Genomic DNA, 23,474 nt, shown 5'->3' on the forward strand with positions numbered 1-23,474 from the left:
CTCCTGAACCCCGGCGCACCCCGTGGCGCGCCGGGCGGTGATTAGTCGCCGAGTGTCGCCACCATGACGGCTTTTATGGTGTGCATACGGTTTTCTGCTTCGTCGAAGACAATAGAGTTTGGTGATTCAAAGACCTCTTCCGTCACCTCCAGCCCTTTCAGGCCGTAGGCCATCTCAATTTCGCGGCCCACTTTGGTGTGTTCGTTGTGAAACGCCGGCAGGCAGTGCATAAACTTGACGTTCGGGTTGCCGGTGGCCTTCATCACCTGCGCATTGATTTGATACGGCTTCATCAGGCTGACGCGCTCGGCCCAGGCTTCCTTCGGCTCGCCCATGGAGACCCACACGTCGGTGTAGAGGAAATCGGCCCCCTGCACGCCTTCTTCTACGTCGTCGGTAAGGGTGATGCGTGCGCCCGTTTCTTTTGCGATGGCGCGGCACTGCTCAACCAGCCCCGCTTCCGGCCAGAAGGACTTTGGTGCCACCAGGCGGATATCCATTCCCATCTTGGCCGCACCGACCATCAGCGAGTTGCCCATGTTGTTGCGCGCGTCGCCCAGATAGGCAAAGCTCAGCTCCGGCAGGGTTTTGCCCGGCGAGTGCTCCAGCATGGTCATCAGATCGGCGAGGATTTGAGTGGGGTGGAACTCGTCAGTCAGGCCGTTCCATACCGGCACGCCCGCGTACTCGCCCAGCTCTTCGACGATGGCCTGGCCGTAGCCGCGATACTCGATGCCGTCATACATGCGGCCCAGCACGCGGGCGGTGTCTTTCATCGACTCTTTATGGCCAATCTGCGAGCCGCTTGGGCCGAGGTAGGTGACCTGCGCGCCCTGGTCAAATGCGCCCACTTCAAAGGCGCAGCGGGTGCGGGTGGAGGTTTTTTCAAAAATCAGGGCGATGTTTTTCCCGACCAGGGTTTGCTTCTCACGTCCGGCTTTTTTGGCGGCCTTCAGTTCGATGGCGAGGTCGATCAGGTACTGGATCTCCGCCGGGGTATAGTCCAGCAGTTTGAGGAAGTTGCGGTTTTTCAGGTTGATGGTCATGTGGGAAATCCTTTTTAAAATTTTGCTGTCTGGTGCCCTCACCCCGGCCCTCTCCCACGGGGAGAGGGAGAGTCGGGTGAGGGGGAAGTTATTCAGTTACGAATCAACGTGCCTTTCTCGCCCGCGAGGATCTCCGCGCCGTCGGCCAGCGCGCCGATCCCGGCAATCCCGTTGCAGGCCTCAACAAACTCGCGGCAGGCGGCCACTTTCGGCCCCATTGAACCGGCGTCGAACGCCATGCCCTTGAGCAGTTCCGGCGTCACCTGTGCCAGCGGACGCTGGGTTGGTTTGCCCCAGTCGAGGTACACCGCGTCGGCATCGGTGAGGATCAGCAGGGCATCCGCCTCAATCTGGCGCGCCAGCAGGGCGGCGGAGAGATCTTTGTCGATCACCGCCTCAATGCCGTGATAGCCATTGGCGTTTTCCACCACCGGCACGCCGCCACCGCCGTTGCAAATCACCAGGTGGTCGCGCTGGATCAGCGCCGCGATGGCATCGTTCTCAACGATGCGTTTCGGCTGCGGAGAGGGCACCACGCGGCGGAAGTAGCTGCCGTCGGCCTTGAACACCCAGCCTTTCTCTGCCTGTAGCGTTTTTGCCTGGGCTTCGCTGTAGACCGGGCCGATGTACTTGGTCGGGTTGCTGAAGGCCGGGTCGGCGGCGTCCACCTCCACCTGGGTGAGCAGGACGCTCACCTCGCGCTGGGGCAGGCTGTTTTTCAGCGCCTGCTGGAGCATGTAGCCGATCATCCCCTGGCTTTCGGCGCCGAGAACGTCCAGCGGGTAGGGGGCGACTTTGTCGTAGGCGCTGTTCTGCAGCGCCAGCAGCCCGACCTGCGGCCCGTTGCCGTGCACCAGCACCACGCGCCACTGCTCCGTCAGCCCGGCGATGGTACGGGCCGCGAGATCGATGTTTTTACGCTGGATCTCGGCTTCTAGCGGTTCGCCGCGTTTGAGCAATGCGTTGCCGCCCAGGGCCACAACCAGAGTGGGTTTTCGTTCCATAGTGGCTCCTTAAATTCCGTCGCGTTCCAGTGGGCAGCTCATGCAGCGCGCGCCGCCGCGACCGCGTCCCAGCTCGTCGCCCGGGATAGGCAGCACGGTGATCCCCGCTTTGTCGTATTTCTCGTTGGTCCAGACGTTGCGCTCGTAGCCGATCACCACGCCCGGGCGGATGGTGAGCACGTTGTTGGCGTCGTTCCACTGCTCGCGCTCGGCTTCAAAGGCGTCGCCGCCAGTGGTGATCAGGCGTACCTGATTAATGCCGAGCGCTTTCTCGATGGCGTGCAGCAGGTCGGTTTCCTGGGTGCGCAGCAGGCCGCCGCGTCCGTCCGGGGTGAGCGTCCAGCACTGGGCGTCTTTACGCACCACTTCCGGGTAGACGGAGAAGGTGTCCACGTCGATGTGGGTCATGACGGTGTCGAGGTGCATGCAGGAGCGGTGTTTTGGCAGCTCAACGGCAATCACGCGCTCGGCCTGGCGATGTTTAAACAGGCTGTTAGCGAGGAACTCCACGCCCTGCGGGGTGGTGCGTTCAGACATGCCAATTAATACCGCGCCGCGGCCAATCACTAATACGTCGCCGCCCTCCAGGGTGGCGTGGTCATAATTAATATTCTCGTCGCCGAAATACTTAATAAATTCGCCATCGGCGAATGCCGGGTGCCAGCGATATATGGCTCGCAGGTTATTGGTTTCACGCTGGCGGGCCGGTTTGGCCATCGGGTTAATGGAGACGCCGTTATAAATCCAGCACGAGGTATCGCGGGTAAATAAATGGTTTGGCAGCGGCTTCATAATAAAATCATTCGCCGTGTGGGTATCCACCACCATATTTTTAATCGCCGCCGGAATTTCACCGTAGGTTAATCCGCCGCTCAGTCTGCGCGCCAGTTCCCGGTGCGGCATATCTGCCAGCCAGCCGCGCACGTCGCTGGCAAAGGTTGGGCCGAGACGGTAGTCGGAGATTTGCGTCTCCAGCAGCCAGGCTTTCGCCTCTGCAATATCAAGCGTTTGAGTGAGAAGGTCGGTCAACAGCAGGACTTCCACACCCTGCTCGCGCAGCGTGTTTGCGAAAATGTCATGCTCCTCACCCGCCCGCTCAACCGAGAGCACATCATCAAATAACAGCTCCTGACAGTTTGATGGCGTTAAGCGCTTAAGACTTAAATTAGGGCGGTGCAGCATCACGCTACGCAATTGACCAATTTCAGAACCGACATAATGCTTTTCCATAATTATTCCTTTAACTGTTTTTCAGAATAAAAAGGGCATGCGCCATATTCGTGTAATGATATGGCGGCTAAGCTCAATTGATTTCGTGGTCAATAGTAGGCGCTTAAATAAACCGTATTGTGATGTTGCTCACGTGAAATTAGGTATTGAGTAGTTTGTTTTCATTTGCATGATTCGCATCAGATAATGATTAATTTGATATTATTAGCCGGTGAATAGCTAAGCAGGATCCGTTGGCATTATTTGAGGTTGTTATTATTTTGTAGAATTTAATGTTTTGACATATTTGATTATGCTATTGATTTTAAATGATTTTATTTGATGTGCGGAATGACTATGCACAATAGCCAATTAACTATTTTTGACTTAAGAAAAATCAATAAATAATTATGGAATTTAATAGCAAATAATCAAAATGATAAAGTGTGAAGCTGGCGCGAGTTTTATGATGAAGGCAGTACAATCAGTGAGTTAGCGACACGGCATCGTCACGACGCGCTGAGGTTATGCATAACAACTGCATAAATGCCTGTGAGGGATTAACAGCAGATTAACACCTTTCCCGATAAACATGCGTTCGCGCAACTCTCCGCGAAAAAGGGCTGGTATGGCAGTTTGAATTCTCATATAAAAGATGAAAATGAAACGGTGTTTTATTATGAGGGTTTAATTATGATTATCGGCAACATCCACCATCTGCAAGCCTGGCTACCGGAACCCCTGCGTCTGGCCATCGAGCATGTTAAAGCCCACGTCACCGACGCCACCCCGTCGGGCAAACATGACATCAACGGCAACAACCTGTTTTATCTGGTCTCCGAAGACATGACCCAGCCGTTTGCCGAGCGCCGCGCGGAGTACCATGCGCGCTATCTGGACATTCAGATTGTGCTCAAAGGGCAGGAAGGGATGACGTTCAGTACCTTGCCACACGGCACGCCGGACACCGACTGGCTGGCGGATAAAGACATCGCGTTCCTGCCGGAGGGCGAGCAGGAGAAAACCGTGGTGCTGAGCGAAGGGGATTTCGTGGTGTTCTGGCCGGGTGAAGTACATAAGCCGCTGTGCGCGGTGGGGGCGCCTGCTAAGGTCAGGAAAGTGGTTGTTAAGATGTTGGTGGGGTAATTTTCCCTCACCCTGACCCTCTCCCACAGGGAGAGGGTGTAAAAGTTCCCTCTCCCTGTGGGAGAGGGTCAGGGTGAGGGCATCAGACCGCACCCACGCATAATGTGATCCAGCTTAAACTTCCCACACTCCCTCCTCATCTCTCATTTACCTGCGCTTTTTCTGCGTCATAGTATGATCGTTAAATTAATGAACGCTGTTCTATAATGTAGAACAAAATGATTCAGCAAGGAGCTCTCATGCCGCAGTCCGCGTTGTTCACGGGAATCATTCCCCCTGTCTCCACCATTTTTACCGCCGATGGCCAGCTTGATAAGCCGGGCACCGCCGCGCTGATCGACGATCTGATCGCGGCAGGCGTTGACGGCCTGTTCTTCCTGGGCAGCGGCGGTGAGTTCTCCCAGCTCAGCGCCGAAGAGCGTAAAACCATTGCCCGCTTTGCTATCGATCACGTCGATCGTCGTGTGCCGGTGCTGATCGGCACCGGTGGCACCAACGCCCGGGAAACCATTGAACTGAGCCAGCACGCCCAGCAGGCGGGGGCGGACGGTATCGTGGTGATCAACCCCTACTACTGGAAGGTGTCTGAAGCGAACCTGATCCGCTATTTCGAGCAGGTGGCCGACAGCGTCACGCTGCCGGTGATCCTCTATAACTTCCCGGCGCTGACCGGGCAGGATCTGACGCCGGCGCTGGTGAAAACCCTGGCCGACTCGCGCAGCAACATCGTCGGCATTAAAGACACCATTGACTCCGTGGCCCATCTGCGCAGCATGATCCACACCGTCAAAGCCGCCCATCCGCACTTCACCGTGCTGTGCGGCTACGACGATCATCTGTTTAATACCCTGCTGCTCGGCGGCGATGGGGCGATCTCGGCCAGCGGCAACTTTGCTCCGCAGGTGTCGGTGAATCTTCTGAAAGCCTGGCGGGATAAAGACGTGGCGAAAGCGGCTGAGTATCATCAGACCTTACTGCAAATACCGCAGATGTATCAGCTGGATACGCCGTTTGTGAACGTCATTAAAGAGGCGATTGTGCTCTGCGGCCGCCCGATTTCCACGCACGTGCTGCCGCCCGCCTTTGCGCTGGACGAGCCGCGTAAGGCGCAGCTGAAAACCCTGCTGCAACAGCTCAAGCTCTGCTGAGCCGGACGATAACCATGACCATCGAGAAAATTTACACCCCGCAGGATGATGCGTTTTATGCCGTCATCACCCATGCGGCGGGGCCGCAGGGCGCGCTGCCGCTGACTCCGCAGATGCTGATGGAATCCCCCAGCGGCAACCTGTTCGGCATGACCCAGAACGCCGGGATGGGCTGGGACGCCAACAAGCTGACCGGCAAAGAGGTGCTGATTATTGGCACCCAGGGCGGCATCCGCGCCGGGGACGGACGACCGGTTGCGCTGGGCTACCACACCGGGCACTGGGAGATCGGCATGCAGATGCAGGCCGCGGCGAAGGAGATCACCCGCAACGGCGGGATCCCGTTTGCGGCCTTCGTCAGCGATCCGTGCGACGGCCGTTCTCAGGGCACGCACGGCATGTTTGATTCCCTGCCGTACCGCAACGATGCGGCGATTGTGTTTCGTCGTCTGATTCGCTCCCTGCCGACGCGCCGGGCGGTCATTGGCGTGGCGACCTGCGATAAAGGGCTGCCTGCCACCATGATTGCGCTGGCCTCGATGCACAATCTGCCGACCATTCTGGTGCCGGGCGGGGCGACGCTGCCGCCGACCGTGGGGGAAGACGCGGGCAAGGTGCAGACCATCGGCGCGCGCTTTGCTAACCACGAACTGTCATTGCAGGAGGCCGCCGAGCTGGGCTGTCGCGCCTGCGCCTCGCCGGGCGGCGGGTGTCAGTTCCTCGGCACGGCGGGCACCTCGCAGGTGGTGGCGGAAGCGCTAGGTCTGGCGCTTCCGCACTCCGCGCTGGCGCCGTCCGGGCAGGCGGTGTGGCTGGAAATTGCCCGCCAGTCGGCGCGGGCGGTGAGCGAGCTGGATAACCGCGGCATCACCACGCGCGATATCCTCACCGATAAAGCCATCGAAAACGCCATGGTGATCCACGCGGCGTTCGGCGGCTCCACCAATTTACTGCTGCACATCCCGGCCATCGCCCACGCGGCGGGCTGCACTATTCCGGACGTAGAACACTGGACACGCGTCAACCGCAGGGTGCCGCGCCTGGTCAGCGTGCTGCCCAACGGCCCGGACTATCACCCGACCGTGCGCGCCTTCCTTGCGGGTGGCGTGCCGGAGGTGATGCTCCACCTGCGCGATCTCGGCCTGCTGCATCTGGATGCCATGACCGTCACCGGCCAGACGGTGGGCGAAAACCTCGACTGGTGGCAGGCGTCCGAGCGCCGGAAGCGCTTTCGCCAGTGCCTGAGCGAGCAGGATGGCGTGGATCCGGATGATGTGATCCTCCCGCCGGAGAAGGCAAAAGCGAGAGGGCTGACCTCGACGGTCTGCTTCCCGACGGGCAACATCGCGCCGGAAGGCTCGGTGATCAAGGCCACGGCCATTGACCCGTCGGTGGTGGGTGACGATGGCGTTTACCGTCATACGGGCCGGGCAAGGGTATTTGTCTCGGAAGCTCAGGCCATTAAGGCCATCAAGCAGGAAGAGATTAAACAGGGCGATATCATGGTGGTGATCGGCGGTGGGCCGTCCGGTACCGGCATGGAAGAGACCTACCAGCTCACCTCTGCGCTGAAGCATATCTCGTGGGGCAAGACGGTGTCGTTAATCACCGATGCGCGCTTCTCGGGGGTGTCGACGGGCGCCTGCTTCGGCCACGTGTCGCCGGAAGCGCTGGCGGGCGGGCCTATTGGCAAGCTGCGCGACAACGACATCATTGAGATTGCCGTGGATCGCCTGACCCTGACGGGCAGCGTCAACTTTATCGGCACCACAGAAAACCCGCTGACGCCGGAAGAGGGCGCGCGCGAGCTGGCAGTAAGACAGACGCCCCCGGACCTGCACCCTCACGACTTTTTGCCGGACGATACCCGCCTGTGGGCGGCATTGCAGTCGGTGAGCGGCGGCACCTGGAAAGGCTGTATTTATGACACCGATAAAATTATCGAGGTAATTAACGCCGGCAAAAAAGTACTCGGACTTTAATTATTTTCTGAGCGATACCGTCTACGGGAAATATCCCGTGGACGGTTTTCGCGTATCTTAAATTTATCAATTTAAACAATGCGTTGCGATATATCGGTGGCGTCACAAAAGCAAAATATCGTAATTCGGAAATAAGATATGACCATTGCTGGTTAATTGAACAGCTCATTACACTCCATTAACACGATGTTGTGAAATCAGCATACGAAAATAAAGGTGCGATGATGATGCAATTAACCATGAAAGATAAAATTGGCTACGGGCTGGGTGACACCGCCTGCGGCTTTGTCTGGCAGGCCACCATGTTCCTGCTGGCCTACTTTTATACCGACGTGTTTGGCCTGTCGGCGGGCATTATGGGCACGCTGTTTTTGGTCTCCCGCGTGCTCGACGCCGTGACCGACCCGCTGATGGGGCTGCTGGTGGACCGCACCCGCACGCGCTACGGCCAGTTCCGCCCGTTCCTGCTGTGGGGGGCGATCCCGTTTGGCATCGTCTGCATGCTGACCTTCTACACGCCGGATTTCTCTGCGCAGGGCAAAATCATCTACGCCTGCGTAACCTACATTCTGCTGACCCTGGTCTACACCTTCGTTAACGTGCCGTACTGCGCCATGCCGGGCGTCATTACCGCCGACCCGAAAGAGCGTCACGCCCTGCAGTCGTGGCGTTTCTTCCTGGCGGCGGCGGGCTCGCTTGCCATTAGCGGCATCGCGCTGCCGCTGGTGAGCATCATCGGCAAAGGGGACGAGCAGGTGGGCTATTTCGGCGCCATGTGTGTGCTGGGGCTGACCGGCGTGGTGCTGCTCTACGTCTGCTTCTATACCACCAAAGAGCGCTACACCTTTGAGGTGCAGCCGGGCTCGTCGGTGGCGAAAGACCTTAAGCTGCTGCTGGGCAACGGCCAGTGGCGGATCATGTGCGCGTTCAAGATGATGGCGACCTGCTCTAACGTGGTACGCGGCGGGGCCACGCTCTACTTCGTCAAATACGTGATGGATCACCCGGAGATGGCGACCCAGTTTTTACTCTACGGCAGCCTCGCCACCATGTTTGGCTCGCTCTGCTCCTCCCGTCTGCTGGGCCGCTTTGACCGGGTAAAAGCGTTCAAGTGGATCATCGTCGCCTACTCGCTGATCAGCCTGCTGATTTTCGTCACCCCGGCGGAGCATATCGCCCTGATTTTCGCCCTCAACATCCTGTTCCTGTTCGTCTTTAACACCACCACGCCGCTGCAGTGGCTGATGGCCTCTGACGTGGTGGATTACGAAGAAAGCCGCAGCGGGCGACGCCTCGACGGGCTGGTGTTCTCCACCTATCTGTTCAGCCTGAAGATTGGCCTGGCGATTGGCGGGGCGGTGGTGGGCTGGATCCTGGCGTACGTCAACTACTCCGCCAGCAGCAGCGTGCAGCCGGTTGAGGTGCTGACCACCATCAAAATTCTGTTCTGCGTGGTGCCGGTGGTGCTCTACGTGGGCATGTTCATCATGCTGTCGTTCTATAAGCTCACCGATGCCCGCGTGGAGGCCATCAGCCAGCAGCTGATCAAGCACCGCGCGGCGCAGGGCGAGGCCGTTCCTGACGCTGCGACAGCCGCATCCCATTAACCGGAGGCAATATGGAAATCACCAACCCAATACTCACCGGCTTCAACCCGGATCCGTCTTTATGCCGTCAGGGCGAGGACTACTACATCGCCACTTCGACCTTCGAGTGGTTCCCGAGCGTGCGCATCTATCACTCCCGTGACCTGAAAAACTGGTCGCTGGTCAGCACCCCGCTGGACCGCGTGTCGATGCTGGACATGAAGGGCAACCCGGACTCCGGCGGCATCTGGGCACCGTGCCTGAGCTATGCCGACGGCAAATTCTGGCTGCTCTATACCGACGTGAAGATTGTCGATTCGCCGTGGAAAAATGGCCGCAACTTCCTCGTCACTGCGCCGTCCATCGAGGGGCCGTGGAGCGATCCGATCCCGATGGGCAACGGCGGGTTTGACCCATCCCTGTTCCACGACGATGGCCGTAAATACTACCTCTACCGTCCGTGGGGGCCGCGCCACCACAGCAACCCGCACAACACCATTGTGATGCAGGAGTTTGACCCGCAGACCGGCACCCTCTCGTGCGAGCGCAAAACCCTGTTTACCGGCACGCCGCTCTGCTACACCGAAGGCGCTCACCTGTATCGCCACGCGGGATGGTACTACCTGATGGTCGCCGAAGGCGGCACCAGCTACGAGCACGCGGTTGTGGTGCTGCGTTCAAAAACCATCGACGGGCCGTACGAGCTGCACCCGGAGGTGACGATGATGACCAGCTGGCACCTGCCGGAGAACCCGCTGCAGAAGAGCGGCCACGGCTCGCTGCTGCAAACCCACACCGGGGAGTGGTACATGGCCTACCTCACCAGCCGCCCGCTGCGCCTGCCCGGCGTGCCGCTGCTGGCCTCCGGCGGACGCGGCTACTGTCCGCTGGGCCGCGAGACCGGTATCGCCCGCATTGAATGGCGCGACGGCTGGCCATACGTGGAAGGCGGCAAGCACGCGCAACTAGCCGTAAAAGGCCCGCAGGTGGCGGAACAGCCTGCATCCGTTCAGGGCAACTGGCGGGAGGACTTTGACGGCAGCACGCTTGACCCGGAACTGCAGACCCTGCGCATCCCGTTCGACGACACCCTCGGCTCGCTCACCGCGCGCCCCGGCTATTTACGTCTCTACGGCAACGACTCGCTCAACTCGACCTTTACCCAGTCGACCGTGGCGCGCCGCTGGCAGCACTTCGCCTTCCGCTCCGAAACGCGGATGCAGTTCTCGCCGGTTCACTTCCAGCAGAGCGCGGGGCTGACCTGCTACTACAACAGTAAAAACTGGAGCTACTGCTTTGTGGACTACGAGGAGGGGCAGGGGAGAACCATCAAGGTTATTCAGCTCGACCACAACGTGCCGTCATGGCCGCTGCATGAGCAGCCGATTCCGGTGCCGGAGAGTGCGGAGAGCGTCTGGCTGCGGGTGGATGTGGATACGCTGGTCTACCGCTACAGCTACTCGTTCGACGGCGAGACGTGGCACACCGTGCCGGTAACGTATGAGGCGTGGAAGCTATCGGACGACTACATTGGCGGGCGCGGTTTCTTCACCGGCGCGTTTGTGGGGCTGCACTGCGAGGACATCAGCGGCGACGGCTGCCACGCGGACTTCGACTACTTCACCTACGAGCCGGCATAACGGCTCAGGCCGGGTAGCCCAGCGCGCGTGAAAGCTGGAGCCCGGCCTGCTGAAGCTGCTCGCGGAAATTAGCCAGCCCGGCATCGTCCACGCGCGAGGTCAGCGTCGACAGGCTCAGGGCGGCAATCACGCGGGATTCATGGTTCCACACCGGCACCGCCACGCAGCGCACCCCCTGCTCGTTCTCTTCGCTATCCAGGGCATAGCCCTGCTCGCGGGTCTGCGCCAGAGCGGCCATTAATGCTTCGCGAGAGGCGAGGGTGGAAGGGGTATAGGTGGTGTACTGATAGCCCTCAAGCAGGGCGTTCAGCTCGGTCTCGCCCAGCCAGGCAATCAACACCTTGCCGATGGCGGTGGCGTGAACCGGCAGGCGGCGGCCAATGCGCGAATAGGCGATGGCGGCCAGCTTGCCTTCAATCTTCTCGATATAAACCCCTTCACGCCCGTCGAGGATCCCCAGATGGGTGGTCTGCCCGGTCCGTTGGGACAGCTCCGTCAGCCAGCCTTTCGCCTTCTGCCGAATATCGATGGAGCCCACGACGAAATGACCGCGCTCAACCAGCTTCATGCCGAGGCGATATTTGCCGTTCTCCGGGTTCTGATCGATATAGCCGTGAAGCTGAAGAGTTTTCAGCAGCGAGTGGAGGGTACTCTTGCTCAGCCCCATCAGTTTGCTGATGTCGGTGATCTTAAGCTCGGTGGCCTGCTCATTGAACAGGTCGAGGATCTGCAACGCACGTTCAACAGACTGAATAATCGGCATAATGCTGGTATGTCCACGCTGGAATTAAGGCGAAAACGTACCTTTTTCGGGGTGAAAAATCAATGAAATGGCGCCGGTTTGCTCCCTCTCCCCGTGCAAGGTAAAAGCAAAAACGACAACCCTGTTGTCGTTTTTTAGTGTTTTCCCCCTCTCCCCGTGGGAGAGGGCCGGGGTGAGGGCACCAGACCGCAGAGGACCCAATCAACCCCCAAGCGTCGCCACCATCACCGCCTTAATCGTATGCATCCGGTTTTCCGCCTGGTCAAACACGATGCTCGCCGCCGACTCAAACACCTCGTCCGTCACTTCCATCCCGCCGTGCAGGTCGAACTCTTTCGCCATCTGCTTGCCGAGCGTGGTCTGGTCGTCATGGAACGCCGGCAGACAGTGCAGGAACTTCACGTTCGGGTTGCCGGTGAGCGCCATCATCTGCGCGTTCACCTGATACCCGCGCAGCAGCGCAATCCGCTCCGCCCACTTCTCTTTGGCTTCGCCCATCGACACCCACACATCGGTATAGATAAAGTCTGCGCCCTTCACGCCCGCCGCCACGTCTTCCGTCAGGGTGATTTTGCCGCCGTGCTTCTCTGCCAGCGCGCTGCACTCCGCCACCAGGCTCTCTTCCGGCCAGCAGGCTTTCGGGGCCACCAGGCGCAGATCCAGCCCGGTCAGCGCCGCCGCTTCCAGCATCGAGTTGCCCATGTTGTTGCGCGCATCGCCCGCGTAGACCAGCGTCATCTCGTTAAACGCCTTGCCCGGCAGGTGCTCCTGCATGGTCAGCAGATCCGCCAGCAGCTGCGTTGGGTGGAACTCGTTGGTCAGCCCGTTCCACACCGGCACGCCCGCGTACTGCGCCAGCGTCTCGACCACTTCCTGGCCGTGACCGCGATACTGAATGCCGTCGTACATCCGCCCCAGCACGCGCGCGGTGTCCTTAATTGACTCTTTATGCCCAATCTGGCTGCCGCTCGGCCCTAAATACGTGACGCGCGCGCCTTGGTCAAATGCGGCAACTTCGAAAGAGCATCGTGTACGGGTTGAGTCTTTTTCGAAGATGAGCGCGATGTTTTTACCGGTAAGCTTCTGTACTTCCTTGCCATTTTTTTTATCGGCTTTGAGCTGTGCGGCAAGGGTCAGCAGAGAAGTAAACTGTGCAGGGGTAAAGTCGAGCAATTTCAGAAAGTGTTTCTTGTACAGATCAGACATTTTATCCTCACATGGCGAACGCCACTTATTGAATTAAAATTCACTTTATATGTGTAATTATTCATTTGCAACCCCGTTTAACAAATCTTTCTCACAAAGGTGGAGGCAAACACGTCCGTGTGTGAAAATAGAAGTATCTGCCGCACTTTAAAGAGGAATGAGCCATGGCAAACCCGGAACACCTAGAAGAACAACGCGAAGAGACGCGTCTGATTATTGAAGAGCTGCTGGAAGACGGTAGCGATCCGGACGCGCTGTACACCATCGAGCACCATTTCTCTGCGGATGATTTCGACGCGCTGGAAAAAATGGCGGTGGAAGCTTTTAAACTGGGTTACGAAGTGACCGAGCCGGAAGAGCTGGAAGTGGAAGAGGGCGACACCGTCATCTGCTGCGACATCCTGAGCGAAGGCGCGTTGAAGGCCGAGTTGATCGACGCGCAGGTAGAACAGCTGATGAACCTGGCCGAGAAGTTTGACGTGGAGTACGACGGCTGGGGAACCTACTTCGAAGATCCGAACGGTGAAGACGGCGAAGAGGGCGACGACGAAGATTACGTCGACGAAGACGACGACGGCGTGCGTCACTAAGCGTTTCAGGCGGTGGCGCACGCCACCGCTTTTTCAAGGCAGAACCATGGATTACCCGCAGATACTCGCCCCTGTACTTAACTTCCTCCAGTGCCCGACCCCGCAAGCATGGATTGATAAAGCCCGCGACCCGGCGAACCTGCCTCTGCTGCTCACCGACCACATGGTGTGCGAGCTCAAGGCCGCCCAGACCGCGCTATTACTCGTGCGTAAATACGTCGCCGACGAAAGCGGTGCCGACGCGCTGCTCGACTGGCTCAAACCCTACGAACAGTTCACCTTCCGCGACGGCCCGGAGCCGGACTTCATCGCCCTGCACAGGCAGATTGGCAAAAGCGTGATGCCCAAAACCGACGACCCGTGGGGCCAGGCGCTCATCGACAGCATGGTGCTGCTGATTAAAGAGGAGCTGCACCACTTCTGGCAGGTGCGCGAGGCGATGCTGGCCCGCGACATTCCGTACGTCAAAATCACCGCCAGCCGCTATGCCAAAGGGATGCTCAAGGAAGTGCGCACCCACGAACCGCTGACGCTGATCGACAAACTCATCTGCGGCGCCTATATCGAAGCCCGCTCCTGCGAACGCTTCGCCGCGATGGCCCCGTTCCTCGACGACGACCTGCAGAAGTTCTATCTCTCGCTGCTGCGCTCGGAAGCGCGCCATTATCAGGACTACCTGACGCTAGCCCAGCAGGTGAGCGACGATGATATCTCACCGCGCATAAAGCTTTTTGGCGAAATTGAAGCCACACTTATCTCGACACCGGATAACGAGTTTCGCTTCCACAGCGGCGTGCCGGTGTAAACCGGCATAACTCAAGGATAAGGATGCGAGATGAATAAAACGTGGACCCGTATTGTGATTGTCGTCATTGCGGCTGCCGCCGTGGCGTTCTGGGTGTTTTTCGACAGGCAGCGCGCCCCGGAACGGCAGATGGATAACGCCCTCAACGCGATGCCCGCCTGGCAGGTGATTAAGGAGCAGGAGCCCGCGCTGCATCAGCGTATCCTCGACCAGATGGCCGCCCTGCAAAAAGCGGGCGAGCCGGAGCAGCAGATTATCGACACCATCCAGCCGCAGATCCTGCATCTGCAGATGACGCGCCTGCAAAACGCCCCGGACGCCAACGTGGTGAACTACATGACCATCAACATGGAGCAGACCGCCGCCATCCAGAAGGTGAGCGACGACGCCTGCTTCCGCTTCCTCTACCCGATGGTGAAGGGCGGCATCAACCCGATGCGCATGCTGGATAAAGACCTGATGGCGCGGCGCATGCAGGCCGATGCGGACATGATGCGCGCGGCCTACGGCAAAAATCGCCACACCGTGACCCAGGCCGAGCGTGAGGCGGCTGTCGAGGATGTGCGGCCGATTATGAAGGCGCTTACCGATAAGTACGGCGAGGACATCCAGCTGCTGCAGATGTCGGAGAAGGCGGTGGGCAAAGAGAAGCTCTCCTGCGATATGGTGCAGGAGATGTGGGCGAAGGTGCTGGCGCTGCCGGAGCAGAAGGCGGCGAGGGTGATTCGGCTGGCGGTGTCTGAGCTGGACTAACGAAGGGCGCTGGTTTTTTGGGCACTTAGCGCGGGTTTCGCGCGTCGTCGCTTGCATGGCGGCGCGCGACAGGTATAATCCACAACGTTTCCGCATCCCCTTCAGTGCCGAAGTGGCGAAATCGGTAGACGCAGTTGATTCAAAATCAACCGTAGAAATACGTGCCGGTTCGAGTCCGGCCTTCGGCACCATTAGTACTTCCAAGAACATCCGAGAAAGTCCATCAAATCCTTTAAAATCAAAGCTTGCAGCGATTTTTACGTCCTTAGTTGTCCGAGGTAGTCCGTTGAAATCCGGATGTCATTGGGGGCATAATTGGGGGCATCTTAACTTCGATAAGAAATGTGCCCCCAGATGAAGCTCAACGCCAGACAGGTCGAGACCGCAAAACCAAAAGATAAAACCTACAAATTGGCCGATGGCGGCGGTTTGTATCTTGAGGTTTCGGCCAAGGGTTCTAAATACTGGCGCATGAAATACAGACGCCCCTCTGACAAAAAAGAGGATCGCCTTGCCTTTGGTGTTTGGCCTACTGTAACGCTTGCTCAGGCAAGAGCAAAGCGTGACGAGGCTAAAAAGCTCTTAGTGCAGGGTATTGACCCAAAAGCCGAACAGAAAGAAGCTCAGGCTGAGAGTTCGGGGGCATACACTTTCGAAACAATTGCTCGTGAATGGCATGCCAGCAACAAGCGCTGGAGTGAAGACCATCGATCGCGCGTTCTTCGCTATCTTGAGCTTTATATCTTCCCCCACATCGGCTCGTCCGATATTCGCCAGCTCAAAACCAGCCACCTGTTAGCCCCGATTAAAAAAGTTGATGCCAGTGGTAAACACGACGTCGCTCAGCGCCTGCAACAGCGTGTTACGGCCATTATGCGTTATGCCGTACAGAACGATTACATCGACTCTAATCCAGCCATTGACATGGCCGGTGCGTTATCTACAACCAAAGCACGACACTATCCAGCTTTACCATCTAGCCGCTTCCCTGAGTTTCTTGCACGTCTTGCTGCATATCGTGGCCGCGTAATGACACGGATCGCGGTCGAGCTTTCCTTACTAACTTTTGTGCGTTCCAGTGAATTACGTTTCGCGCGTTGGGATGAGTTTGACTTCGATAAATCTCTCTGGCGTGTACCTGCAAAACGAGAAGAGATTAAAGGCGTGCGTTACTCGTACCGAGGGATGAAGATGAAAGAGGAGCATATCGTTCCTCTCAGTCGACAGGCGATGGTTTTGTTAGAGAAGCTTAAGCAGATTAGTGGCGATAAAGAGCTGCTGTTCCCAGGAGATCATGACGCAACTAAGGTTATGAGTGAAAACACGGTAAACAGTGCATTGCGTGCAATGGGATATGACACGAAGACTGAGGTCTGTGGTCATGGGTTCAGAACGATGGCGCGTGGTGCATTGGGGGAGTCAGGGCTATGGAGTGATGATGCTATTGAGCGTCAGTTGAGCCATTCGGAGCGCAACAATGTACGTGCTGCATATATTCACACTTCTGAGCATTTGGATGAACGTCGAATGATGGTTCAGTGGTGGGCTGATTATTTAGATAAAATTAAAGTTATTTACATGACACCTTATGAGTTTGCTAAATAATTAAGTGTTAAGAAATTATCCCCCCTTCTAACGATTAGAAGAGGGGAGGGCGATCAAGCAGTTACAATCCTTCTGTAACGCTGGCTAAATGCATCTCTACCACCTTCCATAATATCACAAATGGTTTGCCTTACATCTCGGTCTTGTAAACCGCCTAATGATAGGAAATCAGTTGTACCAGTTTGTTGGCTTAGAGATACAACTAACTCTGAATCGCCATTAACAACAATGTTTGGATTGTGCGTTATGATGATTATTTGTCTTTTATTTTTACTTTCCTTTATCTTTCTTACTATTAACTCATATACTAATTGATTGTCTAAATCATCCTCTGGCTGGTCTAAAATGATAGGGTCATCGCCATAAGACAGTAAAAATGCCAATACTGTTGCTGCTTTCTGACCCGCTGAACCCTGTGATAGATCCTTGAATCTTCTCCCATCATTATATTTTACGGTTATTGCATCATTAGGGAACCAGCAAATTAAGGAGGTTATAACCTCATCAATTAAATCATTCTTGAAGTCAATAAATCTCTTGCTTAATTTTACATCAAATATAGAGTTACTGCTCTTATCAAAGAAGCAATTTTTTAACTGCTCAATTTTTTTTATTATCTCATCCATGTTCTCAGATAATTCTCTGATTTGGTTTGTTAATATGTTTAGAAATCCGTTTTCATCTTCATTATAAATTTCATTGCTAAAGGTCGAGTCTTTTTTATCAATAGCACTTCTGAAGCTACTTTCTAAGAATTGATTATCGGCGCAAAAATCCACATTAATCTTAAAATTAGCATTCTCATCGTTAATTGCTACCAAGAATTTCCTTCTTCTTGAAGTAAGTTCTTTTCGTAATTCAATTAAACGCTTATAGCTTGCAGTTGTTTCTGCTTTTTTAATATCAATGTTTTTTTCATCGATAGCTATTTTGGCTAATCTCTCAGTCAATTGCTTTCTAGAGTTAATTAAAGATTCATACTCATTTGGATTGTTAACACCATTTGCTTTAAGTGAAGATACCAAATTTGCATATTGGGTTTGATTAAAGATCATTGTTTTTTTGAGGTCGCATAGTTGGTACCAGCTACTAAAGCTTTCAATTTCTTCAATCAAAGAGGTTGCGCTATCTGTTGCAGCCTTTATAGCTTCTTCAACCTTTATTTGAATTTCTAATAATCTATCTTGTACTTCAATCTCATGAGTGCTACTGAAAAGTAAAGAGTCTGTATTAAAAGTGTCAGGTTTATTATTCGAAATATTTTTTATTAATTGTTTGAAGAAGTCAATATTCCTTGATGATATAAGTTTTACAATACCATCTTGGTTAATTGATTTTTGGTAATTGGCTAATATAGCGGCATGACTAGATTTTTCAATTGATGCGATTTTTTGATTTACATCATTCAATTGTCCTGTTAGCACTGTTTTTGTGGCTATATTACTTCTAAGTTCTTTTGTTTCCCTTCTTAATTGAGACAGTATATTAACTTCATTTTCCCATGAATATTGCCACTCATTGAAGTTAACTATATTTGATTCATCTATAAGGTTCAAAAGATAATTAGGAGATCTTGATATCTCGTATATTTGTTTTTGGCTAAATATTTTAACAGGGAATCGCGAGGATACTTCACCTTCTTCCGGTATTAGAGTTTCATCATCGAAGCGATTAATTGAAACATTTTGGTCTGAAAATGACCAATGTAAGAGGTATTTGTTATCTCCTTTTAAATATTCAATCTGTATATTACTATCGTCAAGGAATACTCCATCATCTTCTCGATTCTTAGCTTTTTTTGCGAGTTTTTGATAGGCTGCATACATCTCTTGATTAGAGGGGAGTTGTTCAAGTTCTCGCTCCCTGCCTAATGCGGTTCTAATAAATTCTAAAATAGTTGATTTACCGCTTCCCCTGCCACCAATTATGCAGTTTAGCCAAGGGTGAAAGTCGATCGAGAATTCATTATTGCGTCCACAATATTTAGTTTTGTTAATCTTTATTTTTGTAATTCTATTTTCGGCGTAGATATTTGGTGAATCTGGGAAATTATCAGACCTTTTTAATGAGTCGGCGCCATCAAATAATGCAAGTCTTAATCCATCTATTGAAGGAATACCCATTTTTACCCATGTAAATGCCCTGCCAACTGTATCAGGATGATGAGAGTCAGAACCAATTACTTCAGGTAAATCGGTTTTCAAAGATATATATCCTTTCAACGGGCTTGTGCCGGGTTGATTAGCTTCATACTCTTTGTGCGTTCTAATTACCTCAACGGCGGATGCATTAGTTAATATCTGTCGTAGCGTAGAGCCTGAAGCGTGTACTCTACATAGGCCGCTAGCTTTGTCAATATGAGCAGGTATTGCAACTCCTCCACGCTCAATAATCAGATCGATGACCTCTTGAGGACTACATTGTGTAACGGCATCACTATCTCCTTCAGAACCAGTGTATTTTGCTGCGCCTATTATTTGTGAAATAAAACTTGTAGTTCTATTTGGGTCAAAAATCCCTAAAATATGTATATTGCCATGAGCTGTTATTTCTACTGAAGGAAAAATATAAATTGAGTGTCCTTCCTCTCTTAATTTTGTGGACTCAATCTTTAATTGATCAATCCATGCTCCTGAGTTATGGTCGGTTACTGCTATACATTCTATTCCTTTATTTACATAGTCTAATAACCAATTTCTCGGTGTCATATTCTTTTTTATTTCATGATCACCCTTGCCATAGTCCATTGAGGCTGGTGTGTGAGTATGGAAATCAAATTTCCACCATTTTGAACCTATTTGCTGCATGAGAAACTCCTTTTAAAGGTTTTTAAAAAGTTCTATGTTTAAGATAGCTTTTATACAGTGGCTTATTTTACTCTTATTTTGTCGCATTGCCCCCTACCAGATATTTATATATGAAGTGGTATCTTGCGCGCAATGCTCTCCCCGCCACGCCTGCCCGCTTAAGGGGGCGCTTTTAATGCAGGTGCATGACCGGCCTCAGGGCGCGCCAGTGCTGGCGCTGGCCGGGGTTCCAGTATCGGTAAAACGCATGCAAAACCATGCACCTTATGCATGCATGGCTTTTTTAGGGGAAAAAGGCGGGATTTTCGTGAATTTTTGAAAGGACTACTGTGCGGCCAGCTCTGCGCGTCGGCGGGTGTAATTCAGGTTCTGTGCGGGTGTGAATTTTTCACGATTATCATCGCGCGAGGCCGCGTCAGGCCTGAATTCGATGGCCGTTAAAATGTCATTATCCTGCGCCGAATAATTAATTTTTTCACCGGCGGCCAGCCAGACCTGCAGCGCCTCACGCAGATAGTCGAGTGAGTGCTGCATGGCGCAGCGCTGAATGGCGGAATGCTGCCCGGAATAATTCATCAGCTCCGGGGCAAGGGCGGCGGTCAGCTCCGCGCCGTGCGCCTGCATAAAATCATTCAGCCGGTTACGGATGCTGATTCGCTGCACCTCCTCATGCGAGCGGATATAACGCCCGGCAGCCTGATTTATTTCCCACTTTTTCACATCGATAATTTCGCGCAGGGTTTGCAGGCTCCGGCCGCTGTGGCCGTTACCGGCAAGCTGTTCACGGTACGCCTGTTCGGCCTGCTTCAGTTCATCCCGGCGTTGCATCCAGGCGGATTTATTTGCCTGACAGGCCTCAAAGGCTTTCTGTAGCGTCAGTGTGGTCACGTATGTCTCTCCTGATGTCTGACCGTGCTCACGCACCGGCACGGTTAACGGTGGCCGCCGGTGCGGGTACAGGGATAACCGGCTCAGTAACCGGTGACCCGATGACCGCCCGCGCACTGCTCCAGACACAGCAGAACTCCGACGAGGCGCTCAGTATCAAGCGCGATGCTGACCCGACGTTTGATTTCTGCGGTTATCTGGAAATGCTGCCGCAGACCAACGGGATGTTTATGGGTAATGCCAGCATCGTCCCGCGCAATTACCGTAAATATCTCTATCACGCGTATCTGGCCTATATGGAGGCCAACGGATACAGGAACGTGCTCAGCCTGAAAATGTTCGGGCTGGGGCTGCCCATGATGCTGAAAGAGTACGGCCTGAATTATGAGAAGCGGCACACAAAGCAGGGGATACAGACCAATCTGTCGCTGAAAGAGGAAAGCTACGGCGACTGGCTGCCGAAATGCGACGAACCTGCAGCGACTTAACCAGCTCCAGACCGGCAACAGCCGGTCTTTTTCTTTCCGACCATTGTCATAAGATGAACACTCCACTGTTCACCCATCACCGTATATTCACCCTATATCACTTTGAAATTATTGATAAAAAAGAAAAGGTGAACAGTGTGAACAGTAAAATGCAAAAAAACTTTTTTGTGGCATTGAGTCCCGGTTAGGATCCGGATTTCGGATCCTAACCGAATAGGGCGTTAATCTTGAATTTGGTAGCAATATCAAATAGCTAAGTTTGATATGTTCAAAAAAATCGTTGGGGGCACAAAAGGGGGCATATTACTTATGATTGTTGTGAATGTTATTGTATTTCAGTTGCTTAAGTTGTGATTTGAGTCCGGCCTTCGCACCAAGTCACTAAACTCCTTACAATACAGCTAGTTAGTCAATATAACTCGTCTCTTTTGCCTATAAAAAATGCTCTGTTATGTTCCTTGAAAAAGCCGCTGTGGTTGATAGTGGTAATTGGGTGTTAACTCATAGCGGCGTGTAGTTCCAGGCGTCAAACATGTACCGATTGAACACTGACTGAACTTGAATGCTATGACGTTGCAGGGAATAAATAGATTTATGGTGGTGTTCGTACCTGCACACGAAATGCAGGCTCTGCCAGCGATTCGGCCTCGCTCCTTCGGGTACATGGTCATCCTGATAAACTTCACTATCTGACACTCCCTGGTGAAGTCGCCTAACGTCTCCGCGCGTTATCTTACCACCAACGGGCATTAGGCTTGTATTGTCTAAAATCAGTGAGGAGGGGGCAAGGCTAGATCTCTCCAGCCTTTGACGGTCATCTCACTTTCTTGAAGATGAGCAGGATCAGAGGGACGCAAATCACGAAACCGTAAATTGCCGCATCAAAAACACCGCTTGTAGCTTGGGCAAGTGAATCAACAGCCTGGTAATACTCTTTTAATGGAACAGGATTTGAGACAAGAGACTGATTTTCAGAGAAAACCGCGAATGCTTGTGAGGCGACAAACAGACCGAAGAAGTAACCCAAGCTGACAATGCAAATCCCTCCCCATCGGAGAATGGTTTTAGTCCTATTCGTCAACGTCATAAGATCCACCTAATACACCGCCAAAAGTACCGCTGGAATACTGTGATAATGAATCGCCTGTAGCCGCTGCTTCGGCGGCAATGTGCTGAACTTTACCCTTTGGTGACTCCTGGTAGCGCGGCAAATTGTCCTTGTTGGGGTACATTTTTTTAAACTCGGTTGTCATTTCAACAACTGTCATTGATGAGAAGTCAGAACTATTTGACTCAAGATAACGCTGCAATGAGACAGGAATTGTGAAATCTTCTGCGGATTCGATAGGAATCTGCGTCGTAGTAGATGTGTAGTTGTGCTCGAATACCCTTGAACCAGCATACTTAATCCCTTCAACAGAGTGAGTGGTACAGTTGTTTCCTGTTACGTCGTACTCATCAATTGTACGGCCTCTGCGTTGGGTTGTTTCTTTCATTTCCGATGTGCGAACCGCTGGTTCACCCTTATTCCATAGATCTTCAAAGAACTGCCTTGTTTTTGTCGGATCAGCATCATTTATTCGAAACGCTCTTGCGCCCATCCGGTACAGCTCTGCTCTATAGTAAACCCTCGCATCTTCACCTTGCAGAAAGTTTAAAATTCCGTCACCAGTTAAATTCCCTGGGCCTGTTCTGCCGTAGCGACCATAGGTATAGAGATAAATCGAATTGTCTTGATGTACGGATACAAAGGCGTGTCCTGCGTCAGTGGTTTCAGTCCAGATGTAAACGCCGTTCAATAGCGGGTTATCTTCGGGTTTGCAGGTGCCAGCAAATCTGTTTTGCTTCTTCGCTGCCTGTGCGTGCTGCACTGGCTCTACAGGCGCTATCGCCCAGGAAGGGATATTCACCTCAACGGTGCCAGGCGCGATAAGAAAATTAGTACCCTGTGGACAACCGCAGAGGATTTCAGCACCATCCACGGCGACTGCGACGCTATTTGAGCAGCGAGGATCACCGCTCACAATTACCCCCACTTTCCCGCATTTCGGGCAAGGAGTGGTCTTATCGCCGATGTAAAGTTTCCACAAGCCCATAACAGACATGCCGGGGCGGGCGGCAATACATCGTGCCCCTGTAGAGGTTTTATCTCCGTGTAGACCAACGTTCTTACCGTGAACTGTGCAGCCTCTGTTAACCGATGCCATAGTGACCGCCTTATTTCAGAAAGTTTTCTGGCAACGATTCCCCTGCCCGGACTACCCTTCTTCCGGCATTTTGTGGGCAGCTGATAATTTCATCGCCGTTATCCAGCAAGCTACCAACAAGGGCAATAGATTCGCCTGGTGTGTTTCCCGCACCATTGGAGATCTTCGCGGACGTTCCATCTGGGTAACGCACTTCATCGCCAACTCGAGACACGTTTAGTATTGTGCCGTCATCAAGTTTGATCTGCCGTCCGTTATATTCACTGAAAACTTTCCCCCCATTACGTGTCAAGCTGCCCTCTGTAGCGATCAGATAAGCAGCTGTAACTGGATGAGCGAGATTGGAGGCGTTTTGTTTTTCGATGAGAGAACGGGCTTCATCGTTCATTCCGGCGAGTTGTTCGGCTGTAAATGGTGATTCGTCAAAAGCTGCCAGCATTTCTGGTGTAAGTTCGTTGGTGTACTGCTTCATAGGTCCCTCTACTTGCTATGGAAATAATTCGAATGGCTATTTTACAAACAATAGCCACACAAACAACAGGTATTAGACTTAAGCGAAACTGTGTTGCGTAACAACCCGTAAAGGGGGTTAGTCCTCCTT

21 protein-coding genes, 1 tRNA gene and 1 pseudogene are annotated in these 23,474 nt (G+C 53.6%); 12 read left to right on the forward strand and 11 right to left on the reverse strand.

Annotated features, from left to right (window positions below):
* Positions 1–41: 41 nt before the first annotated feature.
* The 3 genes from argF (EQV24_RS16335) to arcA form a co-directional block, all read right to left on the reverse strand.
* A complete protein-coding gene (gene argF / locus EQV24_RS16335) occupies positions 42–1,046 on the reverse strand; it encodes an ornithine carbamoyltransferase (protein WP_013095369.1) in 1,005 nt (334 codons plus the stop codon).
* A 92-nt stretch (positions 1,047–1,138) separates the two neighbouring features.
* Entirely contained in the window at positions 1,139–2,050 is a 912-nt protein-coding gene (gene arcC / locus EQV24_RS16340; protein WP_130626821.1) for a carbamate kinase, read from the reverse strand.
* Between the two features lie 9 nt (positions 2,051–2,059).
* Positions 2,060–3,280: an arginine deiminase gene (arcA, locus tag EQV24_RS16345; RefSeq protein WP_013095371.1), complete on the reverse strand. Its 1,221-nt coding sequence runs from the start codon at positions 3,278–3,280 to the stop codon at positions 2,060–2,062.
* Positions 3,281–3,952: 672 nt separating this feature from the next.
* Between arcA and EQV24_RS16350 the strand changes: the two genes are divergently transcribed.
* The 5 genes from EQV24_RS16350 to EQV24_RS16370 all read left to right on the forward strand — a co-directional run bounded on the left by EQV24_RS16350 (position 3,953) and on the right by EQV24_RS16370 (position 10,761).
* Positions 3,953–4,405, forward strand: a complete 453-nt coding sequence (locus EQV24_RS16350; RefSeq protein WP_047023177.1) for a YhcH/YjgK/YiaL family protein — start codon at positions 3,953–3,955, stop codon at positions 4,403–4,405.
* Between the two features lie 239 nt (positions 4,406–4,644).
* Entirely contained in the window at positions 4,645–5,553 is a 909-nt protein-coding gene (yagE, locus tag EQV24_RS16355) for a 2-keto-3-deoxygluconate aldolase (RefSeq protein ID WP_130626822.1), read from the forward strand.
* 14 nt (positions 5,554–5,567) lie between these two features.
* Positions 5,568–7,535 (forward strand): xylonate dehydratase YagF, encoded by a 1,968-nt coding sequence (yagF, locus tag EQV24_RS16360; protein WP_130626823.1) that lies wholly within the window; start codon positions 5,568–5,570, stop codon positions 7,533–7,535.
* Positions 7,536–7,759: 224 nt separating this feature from the next.
* Entirely contained in the window at positions 7,760–9,142 is a 1,383-nt protein-coding gene (locus EQV24_RS16365; RefSeq protein ID WP_108453437.1) for an MFS transporter, read from the forward strand.
* Positions 9,143–9,153: 11 nt separating this feature from the next.
* Positions 9,154–10,761: a glycoside hydrolase family 43 protein gene (locus EQV24_RS16370; protein ID WP_130626824.1), complete on the forward strand. Its 1,608-nt coding sequence runs from the start codon at positions 9,154–9,156 to the stop codon at positions 10,759–10,761.
* 4 nt (positions 10,762–10,765) lie between these two features.
* Here the strand turns inward: EQV24_RS16370 and xynR are convergent, their stop codons facing one another.
* The 3 genes from xynR to EQV24_RS23855 all read right to left on the reverse strand — a co-directional run bounded on the left by xynR (position 10,766) and on the right by EQV24_RS23855 (position 12,795).
* The gene (xynR, locus tag EQV24_RS16375) at positions 10,766–11,524 is read right to left on the reverse strand and encodes a DNA-binding transcriptional repressor XynR (protein ID WP_062934825.1); all 759 of its coding nucleotides are present in this window, start codon (positions 11,522–11,524) and stop codon (positions 10,766–10,768) included.
* 201 nt (positions 11,525–11,725) lie between these two features.
* Positions 11,726–12,730 (reverse strand): ornithine carbamoyltransferase, encoded by a 1,005-nt coding sequence (argF, locus tag EQV24_RS16380; protein ID WP_014830469.1) that lies wholly within the window; start codon positions 12,728–12,730, stop codon positions 11,726–11,728.
* Positions 12,700–12,795, reverse strand: coding sequence for a hypothetical protein (locus EQV24_RS23855; RefSeq protein WP_213014347.1), 96 nt, complete (start codon positions 12,793–12,795; stop codon positions 12,700–12,702). Before EQV24_RS23855 ends, argF (EQV24_RS16380) begins: the two co-directional genes overlap by 31 nt.
* A gap of 99 nt (positions 12,796–12,894) precedes the next feature.
* Between EQV24_RS23855 and rraB the strand changes: the two genes are divergently transcribed.
* The 5 genes from rraB (at position 12,895) to EQV24_RS16405 (ending at position 16,483) form a co-directional block, all read left to right on the forward strand.
* Positions 12,895–13,320 (forward strand): ribonuclease E inhibitor RraB, encoded by a 426-nt coding sequence (rraB, locus tag EQV24_RS16385; RefSeq protein ID WP_006810300.1) that lies wholly within the window; start codon positions 12,895–12,897, stop codon positions 13,318–13,320.
* A gap of 46 nt (positions 13,321–13,366) precedes the next feature.
* Positions 13,367–14,125, forward strand: coding sequence for a tRNA isopentenyl-2-thiomethyl-A-37 hydroxylase MiaE (gene miaE / locus EQV24_RS16390; protein WP_130626825.1), 759 nt, complete (start codon positions 13,367–13,369; stop codon positions 14,123–14,125).
* A 30-nt stretch (positions 14,126–14,155) separates the two neighbouring features.
* The gene (locus tag EQV24_RS16395; protein ID WP_130626826.1) at positions 14,156–14,878 is read left to right on the forward strand and encodes a topoisomerase II; all 723 of its coding nucleotides are present in this window, start codon (positions 14,156–14,158) and stop codon (positions 14,876–14,878) included.
* 106 nt (positions 14,879–14,984) lie between these two features.
* Positions 14,985–15,069, forward strand: a tRNA-Leu gene (locus EQV24_RS16400).
* Positions 15,070–15,232: 163 nt separating this feature from the next.
* Positions 15,233–16,483, forward strand: a complete 1,251-nt coding sequence (locus EQV24_RS16405) for an integrase arm-type DNA-binding domain-containing protein (RefSeq protein ID WP_130626827.1) — start codon at positions 15,233–15,235, stop codon at positions 16,481–16,483.
* A 53-nt stretch (positions 16,484–16,536) separates the two neighbouring features.
* Here the strand turns inward: EQV24_RS16405 and EQV24_RS16410 are convergent, their stop codons facing one another.
* Positions 16,537–19,290, reverse strand: a complete 2,754-nt coding sequence (locus tag EQV24_RS16410) for a TrlF family AAA-like ATPase (protein WP_130626828.1) — start codon at positions 19,288–19,290, stop codon at positions 16,537–16,539.
* A 175-nt stretch (positions 19,291–19,465) separates the two neighbouring features.
* On the opposite strand from EQV24_RS16410, the gene EQV24_RS16415 reads away from it, so the two are divergent.
* The gene (locus EQV24_RS16415) at positions 19,466–19,609 is read left to right on the forward strand and encodes a hypothetical protein (protein ID WP_059373031.1); all 144 of its coding nucleotides are present in this window, start codon (positions 19,466–19,468) and stop codon (positions 19,607–19,609) included.
* 5 nt (positions 19,610–19,614) lie between these two features.
* Here the strand turns inward: EQV24_RS16415 and EQV24_RS16420 are convergent, their stop codons facing one another.
* Positions 19,615–20,178: a phage polarity suppression protein gene (locus EQV24_RS16420; RefSeq protein ID WP_130626829.1), complete on the reverse strand. Its 564-nt coding sequence runs from the start codon at positions 20,176–20,178 to the stop codon at positions 19,615–19,617.
* A gap of 95 nt (positions 20,179–20,273) precedes the next feature.
* Here EQV24_RS16420 and EQV24_RS16425 point away from each other — a divergent pair.
* Positions 20,274–20,666 (forward strand): annotated as a pseudogene (locus tag EQV24_RS16425) (primase-like DNA-binding domain-containing protein); the annotation flags it as partial.
* Positions 20,667–21,480: 814 nt separating this feature from the next.
* Here the strand turns inward: EQV24_RS16425 and EQV24_RS16435 are convergent.
* From EQV24_RS16435 to EQV24_RS16445, 3 genes are read right to left on the reverse strand one after another with little or no spacing between them, the layout of a single operon-like run.
* A complete protein-coding gene (locus EQV24_RS16435; protein ID WP_130626832.1) occupies positions 21,481–21,753 on the reverse strand; it encodes a hypothetical protein in 273 nt (90 codons plus the stop codon).
* Entirely contained in the window at positions 21,737–22,873 is a 1,137-nt protein-coding gene (locus EQV24_RS16440; protein ID WP_130626833.1) for a PAAR domain-containing protein, read from the reverse strand. Before EQV24_RS16440 ends, EQV24_RS16435 begins: the two co-directional genes overlap by 17 nt.
* 10 nt (positions 22,874–22,883) lie before the next feature.
* Positions 22,884–23,345, reverse strand: coding sequence for a hypothetical protein (locus EQV24_RS16445; protein ID WP_207905512.1), 462 nt, complete (start codon positions 23,343–23,345; stop codon positions 22,884–22,886).
* Positions 23,346–23,474 lie beyond the last annotated feature (129 nt).

This window comes from Enterobacter sp. A8, from assembly GCF_004296595.1.
Taxonomy (GTDB): domain Bacteria; phylum Pseudomonadota; class Gammaproteobacteria; order Enterobacterales; family Enterobacteriaceae; genus Enterobacter; species Enterobacter cloacae.

What these genes read in the sequence shown, in the direction of transcription:
- argF (WP_013095369.1), bottom strand. Translation starts at nt 1,046, where the DNA reads ATGACCATCAACCTGAAAAACCGCAACTTCCTCAAACTGCTGGACTAT.
- arcC (WP_130626821.1), bottom strand. Translation starts at nt 2,050, where the DNA reads ATGGAACGAAAACCCACTCTGGTTGTGGCCCTGGGCGGCAACGCATTG.
- arcA (WP_013095371.1), bottom strand. Translation starts at nt 3,280, where the DNA reads ATGGAAAAGCATTATGTCGGTTCTGAAATTGGTCAATTGCGTAGCGTG.
- EQV24_RS16350 (WP_047023177.1), top strand. Translation starts at nt 3,953, where the DNA reads ATGATTATCGGCAACATCCACCATCTGCAAGCCTGGCTACCGGAACCC.
- yagE (WP_130626822.1), top strand. Translation starts at nt 4,645, where the DNA reads ATGCCGCAGTCCGCGTTGTTCACGGGAATCATTCCCCCTGTCTCCACC.
- yagF (WP_130626823.1), top strand. Translation starts at nt 5,568, where the DNA reads ATGACCATCGAGAAAATTTACACCCCGCAGGATGATGCGTTTTATGCC.
- EQV24_RS16365 (WP_108453437.1), top strand. Translation starts at nt 7,760, where the DNA reads ATGATGCAATTAACCATGAAAGATAAAATTGGCTACGGGCTGGGTGAC.
- EQV24_RS16370 (WP_130626824.1), top strand. Translation starts at nt 9,154, where the DNA reads ATGGAAATCACCAACCCAATACTCACCGGCTTCAACCCGGATCCGTCT.
- xynR (WP_062934825.1), bottom strand. Translation starts at nt 11,524, where the DNA reads ATGCCGATTATTCAGTCTGTTGAACGTGCGTTGCAGATCCTCGACCTG.
- argF (WP_014830469.1), bottom strand. Translation starts at nt 12,730, where the DNA reads ATGTCTGATCTGTACAAGAAACACTTTCTGAAATTGCTCGACTTTACC.
- EQV24_RS23855 (WP_213014347.1), bottom strand. Translation starts at nt 12,795, where the DNA reads ATGAATAATTACACATATAAAGTGAATTTTAATTCAATAAGTGGCGTT.
- rraB (WP_006810300.1), top strand. Translation starts at nt 12,895, where the DNA reads ATGGCAAACCCGGAACACCTAGAAGAACAACGCGAAGAGACGCGTCTG.
- miaE (WP_130626825.1), top strand. Translation starts at nt 13,367, where the DNA reads ATGGATTACCCGCAGATACTCGCCCCTGTACTTAACTTCCTCCAGTGC.
- EQV24_RS16395 (WP_130626826.1), top strand. Translation starts at nt 14,156, where the DNA reads ATGAATAAAACGTGGACCCGTATTGTGATTGTCGTCATTGCGGCTGCC.
- EQV24_RS16405 (WP_130626827.1), top strand. Translation starts at nt 15,233, where the DNA reads ATGAAGCTCAACGCCAGACAGGTCGAGACCGCAAAACCAAAAGATAAA.
- EQV24_RS16410 (WP_130626828.1), bottom strand. Translation starts at nt 19,290, where the DNA reads ATGCAGCAAATAGGTTCAAAATGGTGGAAATTTGATTTCCATACTCAC.
- EQV24_RS16415 (WP_059373031.1), top strand. Translation starts at nt 19,466, where the DNA reads ATGCAGGTGCATGACCGGCCTCAGGGCGCGCCAGTGCTGGCGCTGGCC.
- EQV24_RS16435 (WP_130626832.1), bottom strand. Translation starts at nt 21,753, where the DNA reads ATGACGTTGACGAATAGGACTAAAACCATTCTCCGATGGGGAGGGATT.
- EQV24_RS16440 (WP_130626833.1), bottom strand. Translation starts at nt 22,873, where the DNA reads ATGGCATCGGTTAACAGAGGCTGCACAGTTCACGGTAAGAACGTTGGT.
- EQV24_RS16445 (WP_207905512.1), bottom strand. Translation starts at nt 23,345, where the DNA reads ATGAAGCAGTACACCAACGAACTTACACCAGAAATGCTGGCAGCTTTT.